Below are 18,748 nucleotides of genomic sequence, written 5' to 3' on the forward strand. Positions count from 1 at the left end.
CATAAATGCCATTAAAAATAATCAATGTTGCTTGTCAAACAAGATCATATGCTGCGCTTTTTCTAGCAATCACGCTAGCAATGCATATTGTCGGTTGTGAAAAATCATCAAATGATTTTCAAATGACGGTGGATAGAGTTGATGAGCTAAACGGTATGATCCTGAAGGGTATATCCATATCGGGAAAAATCGAGAGCGGTTGCATCGCGAATGACGATGCGTTTGTTATAAAAAGAAACGGAAAGCCAATTCACAATAACACCACCAGGGTTCTGAATGTTCAGGATCTTAAAGATCCTGACAATTTTGGTGGTGAGGTTTTTACCGGGGATTACGTTACGTTATATATCCCGGATGGTAAGAAACAGGATATTGCGCCGGGCGATATTCTCAGCAGCAATACAACCTCTTGTGGCAAAGGCTCGGCGGAGAAATAATCTTCTTTTTCCGCATCAGATATGGGCGATAACATGATGGGGGTCGAATTTGGATAGTTTAAAAATATTTGATTCCCATCTCCATATCATCGATGCCAAATTCCCGTTAGTGTCCAATAATGGTTATGTGCCGGAGGAGTTTACCGTCACAAACTATTGTGAACGCATGAAAAATTTTCATTTGCTTGGTGGGGCTGTGGTGTCCGGTTCTTTTCAGGCATTTGACCAAAGCTACCTAATCTCTGCCTTACAACAACTGGGACCGTCATTTGTTGGTGTCACGCAGTTGCCATCCTCTGTTTCCGACGAGCAAGTATTTTCCCTGAATACTGTGGGCGTTCGAGCCGTAAGATTTAACCTGAAACGTGGAGGTTCGGCTGACGTCAATCAGCTTGAGAGTATGGCGCGTCGGCTTTTTGATCTCGTTGGCTGGCATGTCGAACTTTATATCGATGCAACAGCGTTGTCAGAATTATTCTCTACGCTGGTTGCGTTGCCGGCGGTTAGCATTGATCATTTAGGGCTTTCCCGTAATGGTTTTTCAACGCTGCTCAGCTTGGCGGAGCGTGGGGTTCGAGTAAAAGCGACGGGCTTTGGGCGTACTGACTTCGATGTCTGCTCAGCATTAAAAACACTATACTCGGCAAACCCGGATGCATTGATGTTCGGTACCGATCTGCCCTCGACACGTGCGCCGCGCGCATACAGCGATAAAGATATCGATATTATTTCTGCCGCTGTGGACGATCAAGGTTTGCGGAAAATCTTGTATGAAAACGCCCTTCGATTTTATCGCTTGGAAAGCCAATTATGACAATGAATCATGAGTGTCAAATCAAGCAATGGCTCGCGGGCGATGAAGGTCGCATGCAAGCGCTTCGGCTTGCGCAGCAATGTGGGCTTCCCGACTGGTGCCTTGCCGCGGGCTTTGTGCGTAATTTGGTTTGGGATAGATTGCATGGAAGCGTGTCAGCAACGCCCTTTAATGACATCGATCTTATCTATTACGATTTTGATCACGCAGAGGAGGCTGAAGATGTCAGATATGAGGCGGACCTGCGTGCCACATCTAACCTTCCTTGGTCGGTAAAAAATCAGGCTCGCATGCACCTTGGAAATGGCGATAAACCATACAAAAATACCAGTGATGCTATGAGTTATTGGGTGGAAGTGGAGACGGCTATTGGGGTGCGTTTGGAAAACTCTGGCGAACTGAACATCATTGCGCCTTTTGGTGTGGATGCACTTTTTAACCACACCATCACCCTTAACCCAAAACGACCTAAACAGAAAGATTTTGATCGCCGAATTTCGGAAAAAGGGTGGTTGCTACGATGGCCAAAGCTGGTTATAAAAAATTCACCTACATATGAGCTTTGAATAAAATTGTTAAACCATTGCACATCTACTATCGCAAGTTATGTAGACGCGCTATAAGTGTAAAACGTTCTTTAACATTAAAAGGAGATATGGCGATGAAGAGTATTACCGGTTTTATCATCACGCTCTGCATATGTATGTTGATACACGTTTCCCCCATCTTCGCTTGTACACGAGCGGTTTACCAAGGGCCGGATGGCTTGATAATTACCGGTCGATCCATGGATTGGCGCGATGAAATCCCCGCGAACTTGTGGCTGTTTCCCCGGGGAATGCAGCGACATGGTGCGGTCGGGCCCAATTCCATCAGCTGGACCTCTCGCTACGGCAGTATTGTTACTAGCGCGTTTGATATAGCCAGTGCCGACGGAATGAATGAAAAAGGCTTGGTGGCTAATCTGCTATGGTTGGCAGAATCCCGTTATCCTGAGTACGGTTCGAATAAAAAAGGTTTGAGTGTCGCGGCCTGGACACAATATGTCTTGGATAATTTCGCTACGGTTAAAGAAGCTGTTGCCGCGTTAAAAAAGCAACCATTCGTTGTGGTTTCGTCCGATATTCCTGGAACAGACCGCTTTGCCACGCTGCATTTATCCATCTCTGATGCCAAAGGTGATAATGCGATTTTTGAGTACATAGATGGAAAATTGGTAATTCACCATGATATGGCGCACACCGTGATGACCAATTCGCCGGTCTTCGACCAACAGTTGGCGCTAAACGCCTATTGGCAGCAGATTGGCGGTTTGACGATGTTGCCGGGAACCAATCGCGCCGCTGATCGGTTTGTAAGGGCTTCTTTTTACATCAATGCAATCCCCAGAACGAGTGATGAAAAAATTGCAGTCGCGAGTGTCTTCAGTGTGATCAGAAATGCATCTGTACCTTTTGGAATTTCTTCTGAAACAGAACCCAATATTTCGTCGACTCGATGGCGCTCCGTGTCTGACCATAAAAATCTGGTTTACTATTTTGAAACAGCCCTGACACCCAATACCTTTTGGGTTGATCTGAAAAATGTTGATTTTTCCAAGGGCGCTGCGGTTAAACGCTTGCAAGTGGAAAATCATGAAGTCTACGCTGGCGATGCGTTGTCGTCATTTAAAAATGCTGAACCCTTTGTCTTCGCTGGATTGTAGAATATGTTAATCGTTCTTTAACTGATCACCTAATTGAGGCGTGTTGAGATGAAATATCAAGGTAGTTGTCACTGTGGAAAGATTGCATTTGAAGTGGAAGGCGAAATCGACGGCGCTTTGTCATGTAATTGTTCAATCTGTCAGCGTAAGGGTTCGCTATTGTGGTTCATGCCGCGCACGGCTCTTAAACTGCTGACGCCGGAGGATGCCATGAGCACCTATACCTTTAACAAACATGTGATCAAACATCATTTCTGCCCTGAATGTGGCATTCATCCATTCGGCGAAGGCACAGACCCAAATGGTAACGTTATGGCGGCAATCAATATTCGTTGTATTGATAATATCGATCTGTCGACCATTCCGGTTCAACATTATGATGGTCGCGCTCATTAATCTTTACTGGCGGTGTGTTGTTTTATGTCTGAAGAAATTAAAACTCTTGCAAGTAAAACGGTTTACACCAATCGCTGGATGACAGTACGTGAGGATTCCATAGAGCGCCAGTCGGGTCATACTGGCATTTATGGCGTGGTAGAAAAAGCGGATTTTGCCGTTATCGCGGCAGTTCAGGATGGAAAAATTTATCTGGTTGAGCAGTACCGTTATCCCGTGGCAGGCCGCTATTGGGAATTGCCGCAAGGCTCGTGGGAATCCTCCACTATTGCTCCGCTGGAGCTTGCGGCAGCGGAGTTGCGTGAAGAGACCGGTTTGATCACTAATGATATACGTCACGTGGGGCATTTGTTTCTCGCCTATGGTTACTCAACCCAGGGTTACGATATTTTTTTCGCGACGGACTTAACGCAATCCTCGGCACAGATTGAGCCGGAAGAGCATGGGTTGGTTACCAAAGCGTTCACGCTTGGTGAGGTGGAGAAAATGATGCTGAATGGTGAAATCAAAGATGCAACCACGGTAGCGGCGTTTGGTTTGTTGAAATTGAAAGGGTTTGTTTGAAAAGAGATAAATTCGTTTCTTTACAACGAGCGCTATACCCAGCTATTTTCATCGCATGTTGTTATGTATAAAAAGGTAACTGAATGATGGCAGAAAAGGTCAGCGTCAAACAACTCTCTGCAACAGATTTTCATTTGATGAGCTCGATGTTGTCTCTCTTTGGCGAAGTTTTCGATGATGTTGAGATTTATAATGCCAAGCGCCCCGGCAAGGCTTACATGCAGAAACTGCTGGGTAGCGATTATTTTATTGCGCTGGTCGCACTGAAGGATGAGCAGGTCGTGGGCGCCCTGGCAGCTTATGAGTTGCAAAAGTTTGAGCAGGAGCGCAGTGAAATTTATATATATGACCTAGCGGTTGACGAGACGCATCGGCGCGAAGGTATTGCAACGTCATTAATTCAGGCACTGAAAAAAATTTCTGCCGAGCGGGGTGCATATGTGATTTTTGTGCAGGCAGATTACGGTGATGACCCGGCCGTTGCACTTTATACAAAGTTGGGTATACGAGAAGATGTAATGCATTTTGATATTGCATTATAAATTTTACAGAAGCCTTTCCTTTTCGGACGTGAGGCGAACAATCCGAGTTGGCTCATCCAAAATAACATAGAATGCCGTAGCTGATAATCGGCCAGCCGTAATTTCCACCGGCGACGAGGTGATTCAATTCAACTCCTCCACCTTTACCGCGTAATCCAATGTTTCCACGGGACTCTGAAGCGACGGAATATGTGAAGTGGACGAGTTGGTACGCATATGGATGAGGTAATCGATGATATGGTTTATCTGCTCCTCATTCAGCGTGTGCTTAAAGCTGGGCATGCCAGTGCCCGGAACCCCCTGATTGATAACGTCCCGGATTCCGCCGCGCGTGCTGCCATGTAACCACGTATCGTCGATAAGATTGGGGCCATAGCCGCCAGTCAGATCGCGGCTGTGGCAGCCGGCACATTGTGATTGATAGAGACGCTGCCCGCTATCCACATCTTGGGCATACACCTTGATCGCCACGAGCAGGCAAATTAAACAAGTGAAAAATTTAAACGAATGCACCGGTTATCCCCCTTTTAAGTAAAGATAATCGGGATGTTAGGTGCTAGTGTCTGTTGCTCGCTTGTAAAAATCCGAAGTAGCGGTTGGTTATCTAAAAAGAAGTATATGTGTCGGCATAATTACACAAATAGGTGCGGCTGCCGGGCGCGAGAAAAAATTGATTCAGTGGTAGCGTCGTGCTTTGGTATTGCGAAGGCGTCATGCCTGCAAGGTTTTTGAAGTCGTGCGCAAAATGGGCGTGGTCATAGTAACCGCAGCGGTAGGCAACATCCGTTATGGATTCATCCCCTCCGCTTAAATAGCGGAAGCTGCGCTGGAAACGAATCATCTTCCACAGTTGCTTTGGGGTTAGCCCGACATGCTGTTTAAATGTTTGCTGCAAATATCGGTCAGAGACACCCAAGCGGTGTGCGAGCGCATCGATATTGCCGATGTCGCTATCGGAAAACAAATGCTGCACTGCCCGTTCAACCAATTGATAGGTGCGTGCACGTTCGGTGGATAAGCGACGTGCGAAGAATGCTTCCATGGTATGGGCGAAATGCTGTAATGAGGGCTTATAATGAAGGCGTTCAATAACGTAACGAAATTCCTTGCCTAACAGAAGGTGCGCATCAATGGATTGGTCTTTCAAATCATTGATGGATTCATGTGTAAAAGCGGAGAAACTGTGTGGGAAAAATTTAACTCCAAAAAAAGTCTGACGACCCCGTGTCACTATGTTATAGGGACGCGTCATTTGCCCAACCAACTCTACTTCGGGATTGTCGAAAAATCCTTTCCCGTCGTCGCGCCTCACCTGCGTCTCCAGATTAAAGATAATTTCCTGGCAACCGTCGGGAAAGGTGCGATCCATAATATCAACCTGCTCCGGAGAGTGAATCATCCAGAAGCAGTTAATGTAATGTTTAAGTCGTATTGACGGAGCGATTTCTTCGTAAACCATATTCAAGGCACCCGAATTCCAAGGTCGGATAAACCTTAACACAAAGTGCCCGGCGTTTCGCAAAGGTCCTATTGAAGAATTGTAAATGTGCAGTGTGCGTTGGAAGACTCTATGTCGTCGTGCTGCAGGATAAACAGCTGCTATCAACACGGTTTTCCGCTATCATGCCGCTACGTTTTTTTGCACGTAGAGCGACTCGATAACCATTTCACCTTGTCGTCGAAAAGTAGAATATTTTAGTAGGACAGATTTCATGGATATACCCTCTCGCATCAGAAATTGCGCAAAACTATCCGGCACTTTTACCTTGCGTTCCGGGAAAGTCAGCGACACCTACTTTGATAAATACCGATTCGAAGCTGAGCCAACGTTGTTGCATGACATTTGTCAGGCCATGACGAAACTGATTCCCGCTGGCACAGAAGTTCTGGCTGGTCTGGAGATGGGCGGTATACCTATCGTCACGGTTTTAAGTCAAGTCACTGGAATACCATCGGCCTTTATCCGTAAGGAAGCTAAAGCCTACGGCACCTGCCAGTATGCGGAAGGTACACCTTTGCAAGGTAAAAAATTTATTCTAGTGGAAGATGTTGTGTCCAGCGGCGGCGCAATTATTGATGCCCTCGCTTTGCTCCGGGCAGATGGCTTGAACCCATTATGTGCAGTTTGTGTTATTGATCGCGAAACGGGCGGTAAGGAAACCTTGGCTGAGGCCGGACTTGAGTTAAAGGCTTTACATACTTTTTCACAGATTAATAAAGAATAAATTTTTTAGCGTTCTTTTGAGCTTAAAAAATTCTTAAACAATTTCTGTATAACCAACCATATCCTGACACAAAGTGTCAGCAATCCTAATAATTTCTTACAAAAAATATTTCAAACTTCCATTGAAAACGGGCATGGGCGGATATATTGTTTTCCGCCTTGACGCTATTATTTCTGGAACCGGTTTGAGATGTCATCATGGGATTGATCCTGCTCGTCATTTTTATATTCTGCGCCATGTATGTTCAACAACGCGGCGTTGTTCAGCATGCCAAACTTACCCGCAAACTCTCTGATCACTCGAATGTTATGGCGCCGGTGAATTGCCTGTTTTATGCGTTTTCGCGTGTAAAGAATACGGCCTATATCGATGTTAACCATTTTCCCGAGTTGAAGCTGTTGCAGGATAACTGGGAGGTTATTCGTGACGAGGCTATCGGGCTGAATAACGCGTCGCGTATTAAAGCGTCGGACGATCTGGATGACCTGGGTTTTAATTCCTTTTTTCGTACCGGATGGAAGCGCTTCTACCTTAAATGGTACGGCGCAACACTGACGTCTGCTAACCAGCTCTGCCCGAATACGGTAGCGCTTATCAATAAAATTCCCAGCATCAAAGGCGCGATGTTTGCCATGCTGCCACCCGGGGCGCGGCTGGTTAAGCATCGTGATCCCTATGCAGGTTCATTGCGTTATCACCTGGGTTTGGTTACGCCGAATTCGGATGATTGTTACATTGATGTGGACGGCCAAAAGTATTCCTGGCGGGATGGTGAAGCGGTCATCTTTGATGAAACCTTTATCCACTACGCGGAAAATCGCACCGATAAAAATCGCATCATTCTATTTTTGGATGTAAAGCGCCCGGTGAATTTCTTTCTGGTGGACTGGTTCAATCGGTTGTTTTCACGCATTGTGCTGGCGGCAGCGGCAACCAAAAACGTGGAAGGGGATAAAGTCGGCTTTTTAAACAAGGCATTTGCGTATGTTTATCAACTGCGTCTGGTCGGAAAAAAGATCAAAGCATTCAGCCCGGTTCTGTATTACGCGATGCAATATGCGCTCTATGCGCTGCTGATTTATCTGCTCTTTTTTTAATGGTGCTTGTTCAAAGTGCCCGCTTAATGCGGGCACTTTTTCCGTTGATTAAATAGCCGGAATATTGACCCAAAAGCGCACGTCATCGCACTCGTGACCTGCCAGTTGGTTGTAAGTCCATTCATAGCCTGCACGAAAATTATTGATGTCTTGCGTGTTGGGATTCGCCAACCCGCTGGCGCCATTGCGGTGGCCGGCAAACCACTGGTTGCCGTAGTAGTTGCGACATTCGTTGTACACCTGCACATCCAGACTGCGGCTATTATTCATCGCGCCGGATACGGCGTAATCGTTGGCGCTGTAGCCGCGCCATTCAGAGTGGCACTGTCGCATCATGCCCCAGTTTTGTTTGGTCGCCCCGGCGTTGAAGGCGTCACCGGTTTTATTGTCGCCATACGCGTAATTGGTATCCATCTTCTCGGTTTCCATCATCGCTGAGGCGAGGAAGCGGCGATCTGCACCGGCATTCACATAGGCTTGCTTGTTGGCACCGAGCCCGGAGACGGTATAGCAGCCGCAACTCATACCGCTGGGACAGCTCAATGAACCCGGACAGTTTCCGGTGCCGCAACTACCGCCGCCAGACGAACCACCGCTAGCCACCTGGCAACTCTGATTGTTCTCCCAGCCCCAACCATCACCATCCGGATCAGAGGCTGAGTTGGCACAGGTTGGATAATTGCCGCCATTGGAGCCACCGGATGATCCACCGCTGGCGACCTGGCAACTCTGGTTGTTCTCCCAGCCCCAACCATCGCCGTCCGGGTCAGAAGCTGAGCTGCTGCAGGTTGGATAGCCACCGGAGCTGCCGCTTGATGACACGATACAGCTTTGATTGTTTTCCCAACCCCAGCCGTCACCGTCGGGGTCGGATGCGGAACTGGAACAGGTTGGATAGTTCTGCGCGAGGCTCCCCGCGCTTAGCAGCAATATCGAAAACACCAGGGCAAGGTTTTTAAAGATACGCATTGTTATGTCCTCATTATTATGTCGAGTGGAGTCATCCCGTTACCTCCGGGACTGGGTAAAGAGAAGCGCTGCGGTGCTTGGTGGCAGCCGCAGGTGCTTCGGCAGGGCTATGCCCTGATTTCGGGTTCAGCCGGGGTGAAATCGCTTGGGCTTTTCGATGTTGCTCGCCGGCACCGGCGCGTTGAATGCATCAATGATGTAGTCGATTACATTTATTTTTATAGATTAATCAAATGATTGATTGCAGAATTATTGCAATTTGAGTAACCGGTTACAACAATTAGTAAGTCATGAGTCCAGCGATAGTTATTTCGAAATGAAGTAACTGAGGGGGGGGATGGAGGCTGGTACGGATGTGTTACAGCAAGCGTGCTTGCCGTGCGCACCAGCCGAGACTGGTGAGGATAATGGCGCCTGATAGCAAGGCACCCAGCTTGATCATGGTGACTGGCTCCACACCTGAGAAGCTGCTGCCGACTACCAGGCCGATGTCTTGCACCGGTAACTGGCTGAACACGAGGCCGCTGATCAGTGCCAATGGAACACCGGTAATCAGCCATTGGGTGCGGCGGCTGAGCGCCGGCCGGTTGTCGAGCTGCGCCATGACGCCGGCGGTAAAGCCGTCATCCGCCAGATACTCCTGGCTGTTGCGCAGTTGTCGGGCCAGCAATTGGTCGAATTCGTCGGGTGAGTTCATGGTAGATGGTTGATAAGGGTCAATGGGTTTGATCATACGACTTCACTCCAGGATGACAAGAGCTTTTGCAGTTTTTGTTTGCCCCGCGCGATGTGGGTTTTGACCGTGCCGAGCGGCAGGCTCATGATCTCCGCCGCTTCGTCATGGGAAAACCCGTCTTCATAGCACAGGCGAATAGCCAGCTGTTGGGCCGCGCTCAATTGCTCCATGGCTGACGCCACATCCTTTTTCGCCGCGAATTGCTGTAGCTCGCACACCTCCGTTTCGGCATCTTCGTTTTCTTCCAGTTCACACCAGTCGATCTTTTTGGCGCGCCAGCGGTTGGCGGCGATGTTAAAGGCGATGCGATACAACCAGGTGGAGAACTTCGCCTCCGCACGAAATCCTGCCAGCGCGGCATACGCCTTGATAAAGGTTTCCTGGGCGAGGTCATCGGCAAGATGAACATCGCCATTGCACAGGCGCCGCGCCCACAAGCGCAGTTGCGATTGATAACGCAAGACCAGCTGCGCAAACGCATGCTGGTCTTTAACGTTAACAGCCCGCGCAATCAGGTCCTGATCGGAGACCGACATCGTGTTTAGTCCTGGATCTTCTGTTGCGCAGTTTTGTTGTCAGCCAGCTTCCACACCACTAACTGTGAAATACCCAGACCAATCATGATGAAGCCTACAGCGCCGATGCTGATACCCAACAATATCGTCAGGAAGATCAGCAGGCCGGTGCCGATACCGATATTTTTGACCCCCTTGCGCAGGTTGTCCTCCGCGACCGCGCTGCTGGCCTCGTCGCCGCGCAAGAGTTCCAGCGGCACATCCTTTCCGGCAGCCAGCAGTTGCGCAATGTTCTCGCTTTGCTGGCGTTCGCGGCGTGCCTTGGCGCGGTAATGCATCATCATCAGGACAATGACCAGGATGATCGGGCCACCGAAGATAAAGAAGATGGCAAACAGTGGAATCAGCAACGTCGCGTCATAATCATTGTTTGAGTCAAATGCCCCCTCAAATTCCCGCTCCAGGTTGCGTGAAATGTGCTCGGCGATCTGCTGCTCCAGTATTTCTCCCTGAGTGCCATGGCCGGCTGGGTGGTCTGGAATGGTTGGCACCGCCATAGGTTTGCTCGGAATGGGCGCAAGAGCCGGTGCCGGCGCGCTGCTTGCCGGAGGCGTGATATCCGGTGTTTGGGACTCTTCCGCCCAGACCTGCATCGCCAACAGCAAGCACAGCAAAAGTCCGATACGGTTAATCAAACCGGTATGAAACATTCGGGAGGCAATTAACTCCATAACAAAATCCTCGTGGTCATAAAGTGCGGCTGCAATCAGCGCCGTTAATGCTGTGACGCATCCGGGGTGCGTTTTGGATTCAGGCGGCAGCATTATATTAACGATCCCTGCGTCCACCGTTCAGGATTCTTTATTGATCCACAAAACCCGCTTGGCGCCCGATGATGGGTCACGTAGACTCGGATTCCTCATCGTGTATAGATCGGGCGGTGACTTGCCCGTTATGTTCTATTGATTGAAAGGAAGGCTTCCCTTGTTATCGACGTTATGCCGCATGACGGCACATGTGTCCTGGTGGATGGTGTTGGTCGTATGTGTAGCAGCCATACTCCCTTTGCAGGCACAAACCACTACTGCCGACAAAATCGCACCTCCCTCTTCCAGTGCGCAACGCTTGTATGCCGCAGCCAAAAAAGACCTGTTGCAATTGCGTGTGCTGTTGCGCAACGGGCGCAGTCAATCCACCACCGGCTCCGGTTTTTTATTGGGTGAAGGCAACCTGGCCGTCACCAATTACCATGTCATCTCGCAAATTGCACTGGAGCCCGAGACCTATGTGGGCGAATACGTGGACACCGACGGTAAAAAAGGCACGGTGGAATTGATTGCCGTGGATGTGCTGCGCGATCTGGCGATAGTGCGGGTGGATCGCACGGGTACCGGTTCCTTTCAGTTGCCGGATGATCTGCAGGCACTGGAACAAGGCGAGGATCTTTATTCATTGGGTAACCCGCTGGACCTGGGATTTGCAATCTCCGAGGGCACCTACAACGGCATCAGTCGCCGTGGTTTCTCTGATCACCTGATGTTTACCGGCCCGCTGAACCCCGGTATGAGTGGCGGCCCCAACATCACTGCGGCTGGTGATATTGCCGGCGTGAATGTGTCTCATCGGCGCGATGGAGAGCTGGTCAGTTTTCTTGTGCCCGCCCGCTATCTGCAACAACTGGTGACGACTGCCCAAAGCCGGGAGACACCGCCGACCGATTTCAAACCCATCATCGGTGAACAATTGCTGGAGTATCAGCAAGTCATGATGGATCACCTGTTGAGTGAGCCGCTGACCAGCAAGACGCTCGGGCCCTATCAAATCCCGGTGCGCGAGTCGGAGCAATTGCGCTGCTGGGGCAATTCGGAAGACAACACCCAGGAAGGCTATACCACTGACAGTATTTATTGCGGTATGGAATCGGTGGTGTTTATCTCCGGTAATTTGCAGACCGGTCGTGTGTCCTTTGATCATCAATTGGTTCGCAGTAAAAAAGATAATGCTTTGCGCTTTTCGCGATTGGTCAGCGACAGTTTCAGCCACCAGATCTGGAGCAGTCATCGCAGCGAAGAAGTCACCGCGCAACAATGCACAGAAGAATTTGTAGCTAACGATCAGCTACCCATGCGCGCGGTGCTGTGTGCTTCGGCCTATCGCAAATTTGCCGGCTTGTACAACTTTACCCTGCTGACCATCACCACTGACGATGCCTTGATGAGTGTAAAAAGTTTGTACGAGTTGCGTGGTATTTCCTACGACAACGGCATGGCGCTAACGCGGAAATTGTTAAACGCGGTCACGCGTCAGGCGGATAGCGTTAACGCAGAAAATCCTGTTGAAGAAGCATCAGCCGCTGAGGTGCCGGCGGATGAAACAACAGCGAATGACAAAACAGGAGGCGAAGCAGAATGAGTCACGCCTTCTTTGTTGAAATCGTTACGCGCAACGGCGATGTAAAACAGCGTTATCCTTTTCACGCGTTGCCCCTGCGCATCGGACGCGCCTACGACAACGACATTATTCTGGATGATCCGCACACGGCGGCCCATCACGCCATCATCGAAGCCACGGAATCCGGTGAGTTAATCATTCGCAGCCTGGAATCGCGCAACGGCATTGTGCACAAGCGGCAACGCGTTCCGCAGCAAGTGTTGGATGGCCACACGACGGTTCGCCTTGGTCATACTAATCTGCGCGTGCGGCAGCGGGATTTTGTGGTCGCGGAAGAGTTGACCGATTCCACCAACCATCATTGGGAAGGTTGGCCGCCTATGCTCGCGGGCCTGGTATTGCTCGCGCTGCAGGCATCTTTTGCGCATTGGCTCGGTCAGACTGGTAAAACCGAGCTGCTGGATTACCTGAGCGAAATCGCCACCGTGGTCATCAGCATGGTGTTCTGGAGTGGCGCCTGGGCCTTGGTCAATCATCTTTTCAGTGGTCAATTACGATTCGGACGGCATTTGTTTATTGCGGCCAGCGGATTAATGGTCGGAGAATTATGGAGCCTGCTGAGCGCTTACTTGGCCTACGCCTTCTCGCTGGAATTTTTTACCCGATATTCAGCGCATTTTGACACGGTCATCATCGCCGTCGTTTTATTTTTCCACATGACCACCGTCATTCCCCGGCGACGGCGGCAATGGGGCGCGCTGGCTGTGCTATTAACAGTAGGCGCCATGGGGCTAAGCTTTATTAACAGCTATCAGAACAGCGGCCGCCTTGCCGGCGAGCTTTATATGCACACGCTCTTGCCCCCCAGTCTGCGGCAAAGCCAGGATCATTCAGTCGATGAATTTATGGAGCAGGCCCAGAAGATGAAGGGCGGACTGGATAAGGCGCAGCAGGAAGAAATAGATCCGGACGAATTGGAAGATGGTGCGGAACCTGAAGATACACCGGAGCAAGAAGAGCAAGAGCCGGAGTAATCCGCTCTTTTTGTTTCAGGTTTTTCTATTGAAATATGGCGCTTGATTGGAAAAGAAAATGATGTGCAGGCGCCTGACATCAAGATGCTCGATAAGCCCGAGAACTAGCGTGTAAACTGTTGGAGATGATCACCACAAGCAATGTCTCCAGGTAATTTTTGTATCTGAGGTCGGATGGGGCGTAGCAGCGTGTAAAGATAAACGAATCTTTACAGTGATAATCGCCTCTTTTATAGCAAATAACGCACAACGACATGGCGTGCCCACTGGTAGTATGTGCTATATATTCAGCCGTAGCGGTAACATGCTTTTTAAATAACACAATCGGATAACAATTTCTGATGGACGAATGCGAAAAAATAGCGACGAGCCGACTATTGCACCGTGAGCTGTACGAATGGGAGAAATCCCTCGTCGAATACTACCAGCGCTTCGGCGTACCGGTTGAGCTGATCGTCGATGAAGCCCTGCGGTTGTCTTATCGGGTAACGGTGGATTGGATTGACTCGATGCTCGATGGCAAGACGCTTACCATCGAAGAAAAAACCATTATCAAAAGCCTGCTCAACCTCGGCAAAACCCCCCGCGAAATCGCCACCCACATCCTCGCCTGCCGTCGCGATATTGAACCGAATCAGTATTGATTGTTTGCGACGTTATTTCTGCTTAAAAAATTTCTACGCTGATTGTTTCAATAAATACTTGAGAAGTTAATGCGTTTGATTTGCTTGCTGTGCGAATCTCGTTAGCTTTGCATGACTATTGAATTGAAAGGCCGCTGATTTTTCTGGATTTCCAAATCAACGGTGAAATGAGGGCTGATAAAGCGGGCAACGTTTATAGGGTAGATGTAGCGATTTGCCAAAAAGCAAAAAAGGCCCGATCCGAAGATCGAGCCTTTTTTGTGTAATTCATGGTGCCCAGAGGCGGAATCGAACCACCGACACGAGGATTTTCAATCCACTGCTCTACCGACTGAGCTATCTGGGCTGGAACCTTGCTTGCGCAAGAGGCGCGTATTAAACCCGCTCGGCCAGGTTGAGTCAAGCCTGCGGCAGTAATTTTGTCCTCTTTCTCCGCTATCTTTATGCCGATTGGTTATTTATTGCTCGGCGGCACGTAGCCTTCCGCCGCGTCGTAGTCTTCCCCGGAGAGGAAGCGTGTCATTTGCTCCGCCAGGTAGGTGCGAGCGCCCATGTCCATCAGGCTGAGGCGTTTTTCATTGATCAGCATGGTCTGGTGCGCCATCCATTCCTGCCAGGCTTTTTTGGAGATATTGTCGTAGATGTCCTGGCCTTTGGCGCCGGGGTACGGCGGTTGGTCGAGACCTTCCAGTTCCTGTTTGTATTTGCGACAGAAAACGGTACGAGGCATGGTGAATCCTCCTGCTAAATTCGGGAGCGCGCAGGATAACGGCGGAGCCCGGTGGATGCCAGCGGTTTGCGCACCCGGCATCAGCCGGGTGCGTAGGTGACGGTAAAATTATTCCTGTGTCGCCGGCTTGGCTTTTTCCTGATAATAATCGCGCAGTACATAAAACGCTTTTTTCTTGATGCCTTTATTGGACACCACGCCCTTGCGATTAAAGTCGTCTTGTATGCCGTTGAGCAAGCGGCGTGGCGAGCGGAAGTCCGCCAGAATCCAGGGCGAGGTGCCGACGTAGCCGTCGATCTTGTCTAGCATCGCGAGGGTTTTCAGGTAGATGCTTTCCTGATACTCCTCGGTCCAGATGGTGTTGGCATCGCCGTGGTAACCCTGCTTGGCGCCGCCGCCGAATTCGCTGATAAATACCGGCTTGTTGTAAGGAATTTCCCAGGTGACGTGCTCTGCTTTTTCCGGCAGACCATCGTACCAACCGATGTACTGATTAAAGCTCACCAGATCGACCAGTTCGGCGAGGGGATCTTCTACCACTGCGATGTTGGGGTTGTCGCTGCGATAATGTTTTTCCATCGCGGCGCTGAGTAAGCGCGTGTTATCCAGTGAGCGCGCTTTTTTGGCCAGGCGGGCGAGAAAACGATTGCGCGCATCGGACACGGGCGTTTCATTGGCGAGCGACCAGATGATAATGGCCGCGCGATTTTTATCGCGTTCGATCATCGCGCTGAGTTGATCTTCGGCATTTTGGTAAGTGGCTTCGTTAGTCCAATTGATGGTCCAGTACACGGGAATTTCCGACCAAACCAATAAACCCATTTCATCGGCGAGGCGTACCATGTCTTCGTTGTGCGGATAATGGGCAAGACGCACAAAATTCGCGTTCAAATCCTTGGCCCAGAGGAGCAATTGTTTCGCTTCGCCTTTGTTGCGCACACGCCCGCCGTTCTCGGCTGAATATTCTTCGTGCACGGAAATGCCACGCAGGAACAATGGCTCGCCATTAAGCAGCAATTGTTTTCCTTTGGTGGTGATGGTGCGCAAACCGACCTTGTCGGTTAACGTGTCTGCACCTGACTGGAATTCAACGGTATAGCGTTGGGGATTTTCCGGTGACCAGAGCTGCGCATCGGGTACCGAAAAGCGGAAACTTGCCAGCCCATTTTTATCTGCCTTGAGCGTTTGTTTGATGTTCAATTCAGGCAGCGCCAGTTGAACCGTTTCACCACCTTTGGCGCCGTCAATCAATACGCTGCCGGACACTGTTTTATTTTCCAGCGATGTCAGTGCAATGGTGTAGTCGCGAATAAATGTTTCCGGCACAATCACCAATTGCACGGTGCGCGTAATGCCACCGTAGTTCCACCAGTCGGTGTTTAACGTGGGCACGGCATCGGCGTGACGTTTGTTGTCGACTTTGATGATCAGGGAATTGCCTTGCGCTTTTATCTTGTCGGTAATTTCATAGTGAAACGGTGTGAATCCACCGACGTGGACGCCCAATTTCTTCCCATTTAAATACACATCTGCCCGGTAATTTATTGCACCGAAATACACAAAGGCGCGATCCGTGTCTTGCATGGCCGGCGCATCAAATGTTTTGCGATACCAGACACTGCCTTCGTAGTAATAGAGTTTTTCGTTTTGCGTATTCCAGTCGCCGGGGACTTGTAGGGTGGGGGCTTTGTCAAAATCGTATTCCACCAGGTCGGTGGATTTTTGCATCTTCGAGTCGGTAAAGAAGGCGTTGACGGAAGGGTTTTTCTGTTGGTCAAAGGGCTCATAACGGTAGTTGTAAAAACCGTTTTCATAGGGATCAACAATGATGCGCCATTCGCCGTTGAGTGAGTGGGTGTCGCGTGTATAAACCTGTAGCGCCGTGTCGGCAGCGCTTGCCATGCCACTGAACAACACGGCAAGCCAGCCCAGGCTATGAATGATTTTTTTCACAGTGAGTCTCCCATTATTATCGGGTTATTGTGCGGATGTTCTCGCCCCTCTGGTGTGGGCTTGTGCAGGTATCAATTTATGCAGAGATCAATAGGCCACAAAGCCTAACAGCTCAGGCTTTGTGGCGGGAAATTTTTTACCCAACTTTTTTTACACAGCTTAATGGTGTACCAACTTAATGAGTGCATTGCTGCTACGCAAGTGCACCAGTTCAGGATATCCCAAGCTATACGACCGGCGTATCCAGCTGGAATTGCAGGCGTGCCAGTTGTCGGTAGAGCGTGTTTTCCGCCAGTAACGCAGTGTGCGTACCGCTCGCCACAATCCGTCCGGATTGCAGTACGAGGATGCGGTCCGCATTTACCACCGTGGAAAGCCGGTGCGCGATCATCAGTGTGGTGCGGTTTTTCATTAAATGTTCCAGCGCTTGTTGCACGACTTGTTCGCTGTTGGAATCCAGTGCGCTGGTGGCTTCGTCGAGTAACAGGATCGGACGGTCGGCGAGAATCGCACGGGCGATGGCGAGGCGTTGCTTCTGTCCGCCGGACAGCCGAATGCCTCGCTCGCCGAGAAACGTATCCAGGCCTTCCGGCAGCGCCTGGATAAATTCCATCGCATAAGCCGCCTCGCACGCGGCGATGACGTCATCGTCATTGGCATCCGGTCGCGCATAGCGCACGTTATCGCGCACACTGGTGGCGAAGATCACCGGGTCTTGCGGCACCAGGGCAATGTGCCGGCGCACGTCATTGAGATCAGCCGTTGTTAAGTCGATACCGTCGATGCAAATCTTGCCCGCCAGTGGATCGTAAAATCGTTGCAGGAGTTGAAACACCGTGGTTTTACCTGCGCCGGAGGGCCCGACCAGTGCCACCTTTTCACCGGCGGCTATCTCCAGAGTAAAGCCATCGAATACCGGAGTGTCCAGGCGGGTGGGATAGGCAAAACGCACCTGCTGCATGCTCACAGCACCGCGCGCGGGTTGGGGTAAGGGCGTGGGTTGTGGCGCAATGATAATGGTGGATGGCGTGGTGAGCAGTTCAACCAGGCGTTCAGTCGCGCCGGCGGCACGTTGTAAATCGCCGATGACTTCGGAGATGGTGCCCATCGCACCGGCAACCACCACCGCATAAAAAATAAAGGCGGATAGTTCGCCGCCGCTGATGCGCCCGGCTAATACGTCGTGGCCGCCGACCCATAAAATTAATGCAATCGCACTGAAGACCAGCGTGATAACGGCAGCAACCAATAAGGCGCGCTGGCGAATACGCGCAACGGCGGTGCTAAACGTATCTTCCACTCGCGCATTAAATTCTCCCGTGGAAGCCGTCTCGTGACCGTAGGCTTGCACGGTGCGGATTTCGTGGATGACTTCATCGGTATACGCACCGACATCCGCCACGCGATCCTGACTGGCGCGCGCCAATTTACGCAATCGACGCCCGAAGGTGATGATGGGAACCAATACAAACGGAATAGCCAGTAACACCAACGCCGTTAATTTAAGACTGGTGATAGCGAGCATGATCAGGCCGCCGATCAACAACAGAAAATTGCGCAACGCCATGGAGACGCTGGAGCCGATGACCGTTTCCAATTGCGTTGTATCGTTGGTTAAACGCGATAGCACATCACCGGTACGGTTTTGTTCAAAAAAGGCCGGTGGCAGGGTTAACAGGTGGGCAAACACGCGGCGACGTAAATCAGCGGTAATGCGTTCACCTAGCCAGGACACGAGATAAAAACGACTGAAGGTCGCGAGGGATAACACCACAATTACACCCAGTAATCCCAATAAGGCGTAATCCAATAACGCTTCACTGCCAGCAATAAAACCGTGGTCGATAACTTGCTTCAAGCCTTGGCCGATAAACAGGATGCAACTCGCCGCGACGATCAGCGCTATCAGTGCGAGGGCTATGCGTAAACGGTATGGGCGTAATAAATCAAGCAGTATGCGGCGACGCGATAATGGTTCCGACGTGGCTAAGGACAT

General features: G+C 50.3%; 21 protein-coding genes and 1 tRNA gene. 12 read left to right on the forward strand and 10 right to left on the reverse strand.

Annotated features, from left to right (window positions below):
• The first annotated feature begins 5 nt into the window (after window positions 1-5).
• The 7 genes from CBR65_RS15820 (at window position 6) to CBR65_RS15850 (ending at window position 4,458) form a co-directional block, all read left to right on the forward strand.
• Window positions 6-437 (forward strand): hypothetical protein, encoded by a 432-nt coding sequence (locus CBR65_RS15820; RefSeq protein ID WP_087467751.1) that lies wholly within the window; start codon window positions 6-8, stop codon window positions 435-437.
• 49 nt (window positions 438-486) lie between these two features.
• The gene (locus tag CBR65_RS15825) at window positions 487-1,251 is read left to right on the forward strand and encodes an amidohydrolase (RefSeq protein ID WP_087467752.1); all 765 of its coding nucleotides are present in this window, start codon (window positions 487-489) and stop codon (window positions 1,249-1,251) included.
• Window positions 1,248-1,817 (forward strand): nucleotidyltransferase family protein, encoded by a 570-nt coding sequence (locus CBR65_RS15830; RefSeq protein ID WP_198300761.1) that lies wholly within the window; start codon window positions 1,248-1,250, stop codon window positions 1,815-1,817. Before CBR65_RS15825 ends, CBR65_RS15830 begins: the two co-directional genes overlap by 4 nt.
• Before the next feature lie 95 nt (window positions 1,818-1,912).
• Window positions 1,913-2,956, forward strand: a complete 1,044-nt coding sequence (locus CBR65_RS15835; protein WP_087467753.1) for a linear amide C-N hydrolase — start codon at window positions 1,913-1,915, stop codon at window positions 2,954-2,956.
• Between the two features lie 48 nt (window positions 2,957-3,004).
• Window positions 3,005-3,352, forward strand: coding sequence for a GFA family protein (locus tag CBR65_RS15840; RefSeq protein WP_087467754.1), 348 nt, complete (start codon window positions 3,005-3,007; stop codon window positions 3,350-3,352).
• A 24-nt stretch (window positions 3,353-3,376) separates the two neighbouring features.
• Window positions 3,377-3,916 (forward strand): NUDIX hydrolase, encoded by a 540-nt coding sequence (locus CBR65_RS15845; RefSeq protein ID WP_087467755.1) that lies wholly within the window; start codon window positions 3,377-3,379, stop codon window positions 3,914-3,916.
• Window positions 3,917-4,002: 86 nt separating this feature from the next.
• Window positions 4,003-4,458, forward strand: coding sequence for an AAC(3)-I family aminoglycoside N-acetyltransferase (locus tag CBR65_RS15850; protein ID WP_369825668.1), 456 nt, complete (start codon window positions 4,003-4,005; stop codon window positions 4,456-4,458).
• Window positions 4,459-4,581: 123 nt separating this feature from the next.
• On the opposite strand, the gene CBR65_RS15855 is transcribed toward CBR65_RS15850, so the two are convergent.
• Together CBR65_RS15855 and CBR65_RS15860 are read right to left on the reverse strand one after the other, a co-directional pair.
• Window positions 4,582-4,917: a cytochrome c gene (locus CBR65_RS15855; RefSeq protein WP_157672109.1), complete on the reverse strand. Its 336-nt coding sequence runs from the start codon at window positions 4,915-4,917 to the stop codon at window positions 4,582-4,584.
• A gap of 145 nt (window positions 4,918-5,062) precedes the next feature.
• On the reverse strand, window positions 5,063-5,917 hold the full coding sequence (locus tag CBR65_RS15860; protein ID WP_087467758.1) for a helix-turn-helix transcriptional regulator: 855 nt from the start codon (window positions 5,915-5,917) through the stop codon (window positions 5,063-5,065).
• A 253-nt stretch (window positions 5,918-6,170) separates the two neighbouring features.
• On the opposite strand from CBR65_RS15860, the gene pyrE reads away from it, so the two are divergent.
• Window positions 6,171-6,683: an orotate phosphoribosyltransferase gene (gene pyrE / locus CBR65_RS15865; protein ID WP_087467759.1), complete on the forward strand. Its 513-nt coding sequence runs from the start codon at window positions 6,171-6,173 to the stop codon at window positions 6,681-6,683.
• A gap of 197 nt (window positions 6,684-6,880) precedes the next feature.
• Window positions 6,881-7,780 (forward strand): aspartyl/asparaginyl beta-hydroxylase domain-containing protein, encoded by a 900-nt coding sequence (locus tag CBR65_RS15870; protein ID WP_198300762.1) that lies wholly within the window; start codon window positions 6,881-6,883, stop codon window positions 7,778-7,780.
• A 48-nt stretch (window positions 7,781-7,828) separates the two neighbouring features.
• Here CBR65_RS15870 and CBR65_RS15875 read toward each other — a convergent pair whose 3' ends face one another.
• The 4 genes from CBR65_RS15875 to CBR65_RS15890 all read right to left on the reverse strand — a co-directional run bounded on the left by CBR65_RS15875 (window position 7,829) and on the right by CBR65_RS15890 (window position 10,731).
• The gene (locus CBR65_RS15875; protein ID WP_087467761.1) at window positions 7,829-8,749 is read right to left on the reverse strand and encodes a carbohydrate-binding domain-containing protein; all 921 of its coding nucleotides are present in this window, start codon (window positions 8,747-8,749) and stop codon (window positions 7,829-7,831) included.
• A gap of 358 nt (window positions 8,750-9,107) precedes the next feature.
• A complete protein-coding gene (locus CBR65_RS15880) occupies window positions 9,108-9,482 on the reverse strand; it encodes a hypothetical protein (RefSeq protein WP_087467762.1) in 375 nt (124 codons plus the stop codon).
• Complete coding sequence (locus CBR65_RS15885; protein WP_087467763.1) at window positions 9,479-10,021, reverse strand: RNA polymerase sigma factor; 543 nt, start codon at window positions 10,019-10,021, stop codon at window positions 9,479-9,481. The genes CBR65_RS15880 and CBR65_RS15885 overlap by 4 nt, the downstream gene beginning before the upstream one ends.
• Window positions 10,022-10,026: 5 nt before the next feature.
• Window positions 10,027-10,731, reverse strand: a complete 705-nt coding sequence (locus CBR65_RS15890; protein ID WP_157672110.1) for a DUF6249 domain-containing protein — start codon at window positions 10,729-10,731, stop codon at window positions 10,027-10,029.
• Between the two features lie 253 nt (window positions 10,732-10,984).
• On the opposite strand from CBR65_RS15890, the gene CBR65_RS15895 reads away from it, so the two are divergent.
• From CBR65_RS15895 to CBR65_RS15905, 3 genes are all read left to right on the forward strand, one after another.
• Complete coding sequence (locus CBR65_RS15895; RefSeq protein ID WP_232461223.1) at window positions 10,985-12,412, forward strand: serine protease; 1,428 nt, start codon at window positions 10,985-10,987, stop codon at window positions 12,410-12,412.
• Entirely contained in the window at window positions 12,409-13,425 is a 1,017-nt protein-coding gene (locus tag CBR65_RS15900) for an FHA domain-containing protein (protein WP_087467765.1), read from the forward strand. Before CBR65_RS15895 ends, CBR65_RS15900 begins: the two co-directional genes overlap by 4 nt.
• Window positions 13,426-13,766: 341 nt before the next feature.
• Complete coding sequence (locus CBR65_RS15905) at window positions 13,767-14,069, forward strand: hypothetical protein (protein ID WP_087467766.1); 303 nt, start codon at window positions 13,767-13,769, stop codon at window positions 14,067-14,069.
• 270 nt (window positions 14,070-14,339) lie between these two features.
• On the opposite strand, the gene CBR65_RS15910 is transcribed toward CBR65_RS15905, so the two are convergent.
• From CBR65_RS15910 to CBR65_RS15925, 4 genes are all read right to left on the reverse strand, one after another.
• A tRNA-Phe gene (locus CBR65_RS15910) sits at window positions 14,340-14,415 on the reverse strand.
• Window positions 14,416-14,523: 108 nt separating this feature from the next.
• Entirely contained in the window at window positions 14,524-14,799 is a 276-nt protein-coding gene (locus CBR65_RS15915) for an oxidative damage protection protein (protein ID WP_087467767.1), read from the reverse strand.
• A gap of 108 nt (window positions 14,800-14,907) precedes the next feature.
• Entirely contained in the window at window positions 14,908-16,752 is a 1,845-nt protein-coding gene (locus tag CBR65_RS15920; RefSeq protein WP_087467768.1) for a glycoside hydrolase family 2 protein, read from the reverse strand.
• A gap of 226 nt (window positions 16,753-16,978) precedes the next feature.
• Entirely contained in the window at window positions 16,979-18,748 is a 1,770-nt protein-coding gene (locus tag CBR65_RS15925) for an ABC transporter transmembrane domain-containing protein (protein WP_087467769.1), read from the reverse strand.

Origin of the sequence: Cellvibrio sp. PSBB006 (assembly GCF_002162135.1) — a bacterium.
In the GTDB taxonomy this organism is placed as follows: domain Bacteria; phylum Pseudomonadota; class Gammaproteobacteria; order Pseudomonadales; family Cellvibrionaceae; genus Cellvibrio.

Coding starts and splice junctions, on each gene's coding strand:
- CBR65_RS15820 (WP_087467751.1), top strand. CDS start 6: ATGCCATTAAAAATAATCAATGTTGCTTGTCAAACAAGATCATATGCT.
- CBR65_RS15830 (WP_198300761.1), top strand. CDS start 1,248: ATGACAATGAATCATGAGTGTCAAATCAAGCAATGGCTCGCGGGCGAT.
- CBR65_RS15835 (WP_087467753.1), top strand. CDS start 1,913: ATGAAGAGTATTACCGGTTTTATCATCACGCTCTGCATATGTATGTTG.
- CBR65_RS15840 (WP_087467754.1), top strand. CDS start 3,005: ATGAAATATCAAGGTAGTTGTCACTGTGGAAAGATTGCATTTGAAGTG.
- CBR65_RS15845 (WP_087467755.1), top strand. CDS start 3,377: ATGTCTGAAGAAATTAAAACTCTTGCAAGTAAAACGGTTTACACCAAT.
- CBR65_RS15850 (WP_369825668.1), top strand. CDS start 4,003: ATGGCAGAAAAGGTCAGCGTCAAACAACTCTCTGCAACAGATTTTCAT.
- CBR65_RS15860 (WP_087467758.1), bottom strand. CDS start 5,917: ATGGTTTACGAAGAAATCGCTCCGTCAATACGACTTAAACATTACATT.
- pyrE (WP_087467759.1), top strand. CDS start 6,171: ATGGATATACCCTCTCGCATCAGAAATTGCGCAAAACTATCCGGCACT.
- CBR65_RS15870 (WP_198300762.1), top strand. CDS start 6,881: ATGGGATTGATCCTGCTCGTCATTTTTATATTCTGCGCCATGTATGTT.
- CBR65_RS15875 (WP_087467761.1), bottom strand. CDS start 8,749: ATGCGTATCTTTAAAAACCTTGCCCTGGTGTTTTCGATATTGCTGCTA.
- CBR65_RS15880 (WP_087467762.1), bottom strand. CDS start 9,482: ATGATCAAACCCATTGACCCTTATCAACCATCTACCATGAACTCACCC.
- CBR65_RS15885 (WP_087467763.1), bottom strand. CDS start 10,021: ATGTCGGTCTCCGATCAGGACCTGATTGCGCGGGCTGTTAACGTTAAA.
- CBR65_RS15890 (WP_157672110.1), bottom strand. CDS start 10,731: ATGGAGTTAATTGCCTCCCGAATGTTTCATACCGGTTTGATTAACCGT.
- CBR65_RS15900 (WP_087467765.1), top strand. CDS start 12,409: ATGAGTCACGCCTTCTTTGTTGAAATCGTTACGCGCAACGGCGATGTA.
- CBR65_RS15905 (WP_087467766.1), top strand. CDS start 13,767: ATGGACGAATGCGAAAAAATAGCGACGAGCCGACTATTGCACCGTGAG.
- CBR65_RS15915 (WP_087467767.1), bottom strand. CDS start 14,799: ATGCCTCGTACCGTTTTCTGTCGCAAATACAAACAGGAACTGGAAGGT.
- CBR65_RS15925 (WP_087467769.1), bottom strand. CDS start 18,748: ATGTCCTTAGCCACGTCGGAACCATTATCGCGTCGCCGCATACTGCTT.